An 8,080-nucleotide genomic window follows, 5' to 3' on the forward strand; every position below is an offset into this window, starting at 1 on the left:
GAGCTTTAAAAGCCCTTAACTACTCCTGTAGACTCGCAAACGGTTTTTGAAAGTTAATGATTAAAACGAGGGATGGCTTAAATATTTTGTTATCCCTCATTAAAATAAAATATAAACGGAGTAAAAAATGAGTTATGCTGTATTAAAAGCGGCCGCTTACGCTATAGTTCATGCCCCCGATATGGTTATCAATAACGGGACTACGCAAACGGTTGAAAGGGAAGTTAATCCTAATTCTCAATATTTAAAGGATATAAAAAAGTATTTAAGAAGTTTTGACGATGTCGTTAATTACGCGCCTAATCAAACTTATATTGGCAACCTTCATCCAGAAGAATTAAAAAAATTGGCAAATCAGTGTTCCGAAGAAGTCAAAAAGGCAGGCGGAAGCTGGATAGGAGTTCCTCATAAAGGCGACAGAAACGGTAAATTTGGCGAGATATTTTCCGAAGACGAATTTATATTTATGATGAAAATAGCGGATTCTTTTGAACTCGTATATTTGGAAGCGGAATTTGAAAAGAAAATGAAAGAAGCTTATATTTCTAAAGAATCCAAATTTAAAAGCGAAGAAGATTTGAATAAAGAACTTGCAAATATTAAATGCGAAACAAAAATAGCCGATATAGAAAAATTAATGAAAGAAGAACATGCCGAAGGATTATATTTTAATGAAAAATTAGTAGGATGCGTAAAGAGAGCGCATGATGTGGATATAAATTTAAGCGCCCATGTTATGTTTGAAAATTTGGCGGTAAAAGCTTCTGGAGTTATGGCTTTAAAAGAACTCGTAAGAAAGAAAAATATAGACGCTTCGAGTATAGATTTGGTTATAGAATGTTCCGAAGAGGCTTGCGGAGATATGAATCAAAGAGGAGGCGGAAATTTTGCAAAAAGCGTAGCCGAAATTGCGGGCGTTCCAAATACTACGGGCTTTGATATAAGGGGATTTTGCGCAGCTCCGTCTCATGCTTTAGTTACGGCGGCTTCGTTAGTTAAATCTGGTTCTTATAAAAATGTTGTAATAGTCGCTGGAGGCGCTACGGCTAAACTTGGTATGAACGGTAAGAGCCATGTCGGTAAAAATCTTCCTATTATTGAAGATATATTGGGCGCGTTTGCAGTTTTGATAAGCGAAAATGACGGAATACATCCAGTTATTAGAACGGATTTACTCGGAAGACATACGGTTTCTACGGGAAGCGCTCCTCAAGCGGTTATGAATTCTCTGGTTGTAAATCCATTGGAAAAAGCAAATTTGAAAATTACCGATATTGATAAATATACCGTTGAAATGCAAAACCCCGATGTTACCAAACCTGCTGGAGCTGGAGATGTTCCAGAGGCAAATTATAAAATGATAGCGGCAATAGGAGTTAAAAAAGGCGATATAGAAAGAAGTCAATTGGCAGAATTTGTCGAAAAACATGGTATGTCTGGTTGGGCGCCTACTCAAGGACATATTCCTTCTGGAGTGCCTTATTTAGGATACGCTATAGACGATATAATGTCTGGCAAAGTTAATCGTATAATGTTAATCGGAAAAGGTTCTTTATTTTTGGGAAGAATGACAAACCTTTTTGACGGAATATCGGTTATAATAGAAAAAAATAGCGGAGACAAAGGCGGAAGCGAAGGAATTTCAAAAGAAGAAGTTAACAAACTTATAGCAAACGCAATGAAAGATTTTGCTAAAAGTATGTTAGGCGAATAATGGAGGCTTTAAATGAGTAATCCTTCTAATAATTCTTTAGTAAAATCTATGATAGGGGAGACTTTTCTATCTCTTGCAAACGCTTTGGAAACGGGACAATTCGGGAAAAAAGTCGTAGTCGGCATAACAAATAGAGGAAGCGAGCATGGAGCGGAAGCTGTGTCTTTAGGCGGCGTTATCGCTATGAGTAAAAATAAGAATGTCGAAGTCGTATTAATAGGCGAAAAAAATAGCTCTGGATTAAAAACCATAGAAACTGATTGCGATGAAAAGGCGCATAAGATGATGGAAGAAATGCTAAAAAAAGGAGAATTGGACGCTTGTATTACGATGCATTATCCTTTTCCTATAGGCGTTTCTACGGTTGGAAGAGTTATATCTCAAGCTAACGGCAAAGAGACTTTTATTGCCACGACTACGGGAACTTCCGCTACGGTAAGAGAGCAAGCTATGTTTAAAAATGCCGTATATGGAATAATTACCGCTAAAGCTTGCGGAATAGAAGAGCCTATAGTCGGCATATTGAATATAGATTCCGCTCGAACTGTTGAAAGAGCTTTAAAAGATTTGGCTTCAAATGGATATAATATAAAATTTGGAGCTTCAAATAGAGCGGACGGAGGCGTAGTTTTAAGAGGAAACGACTTAATAACTGGAGCAGTCGATATTGTGGTATGCGATTCTCTCACTGGAAATATACTTATAAAAATGTTTTCTTCTTTCAATAGCGGAGGAAGTTACGAAGCTATAGGATACGGATACGGACCGGGAATAGGTTTTGGTTTTACGATGCCTATATTCATTATATCGAGAGCTTCTGGAAGCAATGTTATAGCGGGAGCGATAGAATACGCTTATCAATGCATAAACGGAAATATCATAACCGTTATGAATAAAGAAGAAGAAGAAGTTAAAAAATACGGTTTCGATTCAATATTGGAAAGTTTAAAACCAAAAACGGTTTCGGCAGGCGGCGAAAGTAAGCCTAAAGTCGAAAAAGAAGTTGTAACGGCTCAAATATCGGGTATCGAAGTTATGGATTTAGATTCAGCCGTTGATTTGATTATGGGAAGCGGAATATATGCCGAATCGGGTATGGGATGCACTGGTCCTATAATATTGGTAAGCGAGAAAAATAAAGAAAATGCAGAAAGTATTTTGAAAAAAGGCGGATTTATATCTTAGTTTAAGATTAAAAAATATCGTCGAGACTTACAATAACGGTAATTTTTTTACTGTGAAAAATAATGGAATTTATTATGTATTAATTGTGCATAATAGATTCCATTTTTTTATAAAAAATTAAACAAAGGAGTTTTTTATGGACATTATTTCAAATATTGTCGGCAAAATCAACGGTTTTTTATGGGGCTCTGCTCTGCTATTTTTGTTATGCGGAACGGGAATATATTTCACAATAAGGTTGAAATTCGTTCAAATCGCAAAATTCAAAGATGGCTGGGACAGAACTTTTGGCGGGCTTTCCTTGAGAGGCGAAGCCGCTGGTAAAGAGGGAATGAGTTCTTTTCAATCTCTTGCAACTGCAGTGGCGGCTCAAGTGGGAACGGGTAATTTGGCAGGAGCGGCGACAGCCTTAATATCTGGAGGTCCTGGAGCTATATTTTGGATGTGGATGGCGGCGTTCTTCGGTATGGCTACTATATTTGTCGAGGCTTCTTTAGCTCAAAAGTATAAAACAACAGCCGAAGACGGACATGTAATAGGCGGTCCCGCTTATTATATAAAATCCGCGTTTAAAGGTCCGTTCGGTAAATTTTTAGCGGGTTTATTTGCCATATTTATAATACTCGCTTTAGGTTTTATGGGAAATATGGTGCAATCGAATTCTATCAGCGGAGCTTTCGTTAATGCTTTTCCTCAAATTAAACCTCTATGGATTGGAATCGTATGCGCGTTAATAGCGGCCTTTATATTTATAGGCGGAGTAAAAAGAATAGCGTCATTTGCCGAGAAAGCCGTTCCTTTAATGGCTTTATTCTATATTATAGGTTCTATAATAATACTTATAATGAATATTAGAAACCTTCCAAGCTCTATAGCTTTAATATTTACTTCGGCTTTTAATCCTCAAGCGGTAATAGGCGGAGGATTGGGAATAAGTATTCAGCAAGCTATGAGATTCGGAGTTGCAAGAGGATTATTCTCAAACGAAGCTGGTATGGGTTCTACTCCTCATGCTCATGCTTTGGCTAAAGTTAAACATCCTTGCGAGCAGGGAACCGTAGCTATGATAGGCGTATTTTTTGACACTTTTATTGTAGTTACTTTAACGGCTTTAGTTATATTATCTTCCGATATATTACAAACTCAAATATATCCGTTGGATTCCGCCAGTCTTATACCTGAAACATTAAAAGGAGTAGGATTGCCTCAAGCGGCTTTTAGAGGCGGATTTGGTTTCTTCGGCGTAATATTCGTTGCCATTTGTTTACTTTTCTTCGCTTTTACTACCATAATAGGCTGGTATTTCTTCGGAGAGCAGAATGTTAAATATTTATTCGGAGCGAAAGCCACAAAAGTTTATGCCGTTTTAGTCGTGGGTTTTATACTTTTAGGTTCGGCTTTGAAAGTCGATTTAGTTTGGGATTTAGCCGATTGTTTCAACGGCTTAATGGTTATACCGAACCTCTTGGGAATACTCGCGTTAAGCGGAGTGGTAGGAGCTTTATTTAAAGATTATAATAATTTAAACAAAAAATAATTATTAAATCCTTTTTATTATGAACGGGGCTTAAACTATAAGCCCCTTATATTATTTTGTATTTTATTTTAAATAATTAAATAAAAAAAATTCATAAGGAGATTAAATGGATATTGTAGAACGGTTAGTTGCAATAGCGAATTCATTTTTATGGGATTACGCTTTAATTATATTTCTTTGCGGAACGGGATTATACCTTACTATAAGATTAAGATTTATACAAGTCAGAGAATTTATATATAGCATTAAACATGCATTTTCATCCGCTTCGTTAAAAGGAGAAGCTGCGGACGAACATGGTATGAGTTCTTTTCAGTCTTTGGTTACTTCTATAGCGGGGCAAGTTGGAACGGGAAATTTGGCGGGAACGGCAACCGCTTTAGTGTCTGGAGGTCCGGGCGCTATATTTTGGCTTTGGATTTCCGCATTTTTTGGTATGGCTACAATATTTTCGGAAGCAACTTTAGCTCAAAAGTTCAAAAGATATAAAGACGGACAAATAATAGGAGGACCCGCTTATTATATAAAAGCGGCTTATAAAGGAACATTAGGAAAAATTCTTGCGGCATTATTTGCTATTTTCATTATTTTGGCTTTGGGAATAATGGGAAATATGGTTCAATCGAATTCAATAGACGCCGCTTTTGCTAATTCTATACCCGTAAATAAAAGTATAATCGGAATTATAACGGCTTCAATATCTGGATTTATATTTTTAGGCGGAATAAAAAGAATAGCATCAATTACCGAAAAAGTTGTTCCAATAATGGGAATATTATATATATCTGGAGCGGTTATATTTTTAATATTTAATATAACTAAAATTCCTAACGCATTTTATATGATATTCGTATCGGCTTTTAATCCTAAAGCGGTAATAGGAGGTTCTTTGGGAATAGGAATTCAACAGGCTATGCGTTTTGGAGTGGCGAGAGGATTATTTTCAAACGAGGCTGGAATGGGTTCTACCCCGCATGCTCATGCCATAGCGAAAGTGGAACATCCTTGTCAGCAGGGAGCTGTGGCTATGATGGGCGTGTTTGCCACTTTTATAGTAATAACTTTAACTTCTTTGGTAATATTGTCTTCTGGTTTATTGCAAGATAATGTATATAATTTATCGTCTCCAAATTTGATTTCGGAAACTTATAAAGGAATCAGTTTGACTCAAGAAGCTTTCAAAACTAAATTTGGCGAAGCGGGAGTTTTATTCATAGCCGTTTGTTTATTATTTTTCGCGTTTTCTACTATAATAGCTTGGTATTTTTTCGGAGAACAGAATATAAGATATTTATTCGGGCAAAAAATAGCTAAAGTATATGGCGTCATCGTAGTGATATTTATTTTTATAGGCTCTACTTTAAAAGTAGATTTAGTATGGGCGTTGGCGGATTGTTTTAACGGTTTGATGGTTATTCCGAACCTTCTTGGGATTTTAGCTTTAAGTCCGCTAATTTCAAAATTGACAAAAGATTATAACAAATTCAAAAAAAAGAAAAATTGAAAATACATTTGCAAAATAATTTTATTTTATGAGAGGCTTAATTAAATAAGTCTCTCATTTTTTATTATTTATTTTAATTTCTCAAAATTAAGTATTTTCAATGCAAAGTAATGCACTATCGATATAATGCTTTCTTTTCTATTAAAATAATTAAAAATATGTTAAAATATACTCAATTAAAAAGAATTAAAAAATAATTTAAGAATAATAAAAATATTATGACAAATAAAATAAATAAATATTCCAATAAAAATATAATTCATGCCATAGACGAATTATTAAGAAGATTGTCGAATTTGCTTGCGATAACTGGCTCTATTTTTGCAATATTCGTTTTGCTTATGCAGATAAGAAGAATAGACGCTTATAATTTTTATATAGCGAATTACGAGAAAATAATAAATATCATAACAATTTGTTTTATATTTATACTTTTAGACCAAATAAGAATCGCTCCGAGAAGATTATATATAATAGTGCCAATTATTCAGATTATAGGATTATTGCTCGTTAATTTTTTCAGTAAAAAATATTACGATATAGATTCGAGCAGAATAATTTGGGTTATAGTGGGTTCGGTTTTATTTTTTTTGATTATAGTTATAAATTGGCTCAGATTGTCTTATTCAAAATTTACTTTATATCAATTAATCATAGCTTCTTTTATATTCGTAATAACTTTAGGAACTTTACTTCTTTATTTGCCTTTAAGCACGGTTAGTGGAAATATTCATTTTATTGACGCTTTATTTACCGCAACAAGCGCGGTTTGTGTTACGGGGCTTACGGTTATTGATATTTCAAAAGAACTTACTCTATTTGGCAGAATTGTCCTTATAATACTAATTCAAATAGGAGGACTCGGCATTATGTCGATTTCGGCTATAGTTCTTTTATTTTCGGTTAGTAAAGGAAGCGTGCAGGATAGAATAAGAACTTTGGAAATGTTTAATACTCAAAATAAAGATATTATAAGGTCGACAATTAAAGTAATTTTTTTGGCGACTTTTATAATAGAATTTGCGGGAGCGATTTCATTGTTTACCGTTTTTAACGATAATTCTTCGGCAAAACTTGGCGAAAAAATATTTTCTTCTCTATTTCATTCTATAAGTGCTTTTTGTAGCGCGGGTTTTTCGCTTTATGAAAATAGTATGCATAGATATTCCAATAATATAACGATTACCACAACGATAGGTTTGCTTATAATACTTGGAGGAATTGGATATCCCGTTCTTTTAACCGTATTTTTTGCGATTAAAAATAAAATAACTGGAAAAAGATATATAATCGACACTCAAACATCGATTGTTTTATTTACCACTTTAATTTTGCTTTTATTTGGATTTTTATTCATATTTTTTAACGAATATAACGGAGCTTTAAACGGTTTGCCTTTAAGAGAAAAAATATTGATTTCGATTTTTCAAAGTATAAATCCAAGAACTGGCGGATATGAAACTATCTCATATAGCTCAATGAATAATGTCACTATAGGAATGATAATATTTCTTATGTTTGTCGGAGCATCTCCAAGCGGAACGGGAGGCGGAGTAAAAACTACGACATTATTCGTATTTGTGGCTTCGATTATAACGGCGATAACAAATAGACCTTTTATAGTCGTTAGAGGAAGGAAGATAAAAGAATCGGCGGTTAATAAATCGGTTGCAATATTTACTCTCGCTATGGCTATATCGACATTTGCGGCGCTTTTGATATTTTATATAGACGGATATAAAGCTATGATGCCCGTTTTATTCGAGTCTGTTTCGGCTTTGTCGACTACGGGACTTTCTTTGGGAATAACTCCTTCGCTTTCAATATGGAGCAAAATAATAGTAATGTTTTTAATGTTTATCGGCAGGGTAGGATATTTGACTTTATTTATGAGCGTTGGTTCGATAGACAGAAGCAGATACGGTTTGATAGATTTGCCAACTGGAGAGGTTACGATAGGTTAAAGTTTTTATATTTTTTATATTATTTATGAAGAATATTCTATTAATAAACTGTAAAAATTAAAACTTGAAAAAATATTTATACTTTATATAATATTTTATAAATTTCATAAACTCACGGAGAATATAATTAATGACAAATTTAAATATAATAATCGCTATAATATTAATAATCATAG

Annotated in this window: 5 protein-coding genes; all 5 read left to right on the plus strand. The window is 34.1% G+C overall.

The window, feature by feature from the left end:
- Window positions 1–127 precede the first annotated feature (127 nt).
- On the plus strand, window positions 128–1,714 hold the full coding sequence (gene grdC / locus EZH24_RS04185) for a glycine/sarcosine/betaine reductase complex component C subunit beta (RefSeq protein ID WP_137997874.1): 1,587 nt from the start codon (window positions 128–130) through the stop codon (window positions 1,712–1,714).
- A 12-nt stretch (window positions 1,715–1,726) separates the two neighbouring features.
- On the plus strand, window positions 1,727–2,899 hold the full coding sequence (gene grdD, locus EZH24_RS04190) for a glycine/sarcosine/betaine reductase complex component C subunit alpha (RefSeq protein ID WP_137997875.1): 1,173 nt from the start codon (window positions 1,727–1,729) through the stop codon (window positions 2,897–2,899).
- Window positions 2,900–3,035: 136 nt separating this feature from the next.
- The gene (locus EZH24_RS04195; protein WP_137997876.1) at window positions 3,036–4,436 is read left to right on the plus strand and encodes an alanine/glycine:cation symporter family protein; all 1,401 of its coding nucleotides are present in this window, start codon (window positions 3,036–3,038) and stop codon (window positions 4,434–4,436) included.
- A 106-nt stretch (window positions 4,437–4,542) separates the two neighbouring features.
- Entirely contained in the window at window positions 4,543–5,940 is a 1,398-nt protein-coding gene (locus EZH24_RS04200; RefSeq protein ID WP_137997877.1) for an alanine/glycine:cation symporter family protein, read from the plus strand.
- 218 nt (window positions 5,941–6,158) lie between these two features.
- A complete protein-coding gene (locus EZH24_RS04205; protein ID WP_137997878.1) occupies window positions 6,159–7,904 on the plus strand; it encodes a TrkH family potassium uptake protein in 1,746 nt (581 codons plus the stop codon).
- The last annotated feature ends 176 nt before the right edge of the window (window positions 7,905–8,080 follow it).

Source organism: Brachyspira catarrhinii (assembly GCF_005518285.1).
In the GTDB taxonomy this organism is placed as follows: Bacteria; Spirochaetota; Brachyspiria; order Brachyspirales; family Brachyspiraceae; genus Brachyspira; species Brachyspira catarrhinii.

What these genes read in the sequence shown, in the direction of transcription:
- grdC (WP_137997874.1), top strand. Translation starts at nt 128, where the DNA reads ATGAGTTATGCTGTATTAAAAGCGGCCGCTTACGCTATAGTTCATGCC.
- EZH24_RS04200 (WP_137997877.1), top strand. Translation starts at nt 4,543, where the DNA reads ATGGATATTGTAGAACGGTTAGTTGCAATAGCGAATTCATTTTTATGG.
- grdD (WP_137997875.1), top strand. Translation starts at nt 1,727, where the DNA reads ATGAGTAATCCTTCTAATAATTCTTTAGTAAAATCTATGATAGGGGAG.
- EZH24_RS04195 (WP_137997876.1), top strand. Translation starts at nt 3,036, where the DNA reads ATGGACATTATTTCAAATATTGTCGGCAAAATCAACGGTTTTTTATGG.
- EZH24_RS04205 (WP_137997878.1), top strand. Translation starts at nt 6,159, where the DNA reads ATGACAAATAAAATAAATAAATATTCCAATAAAAATATAATTCATGCC.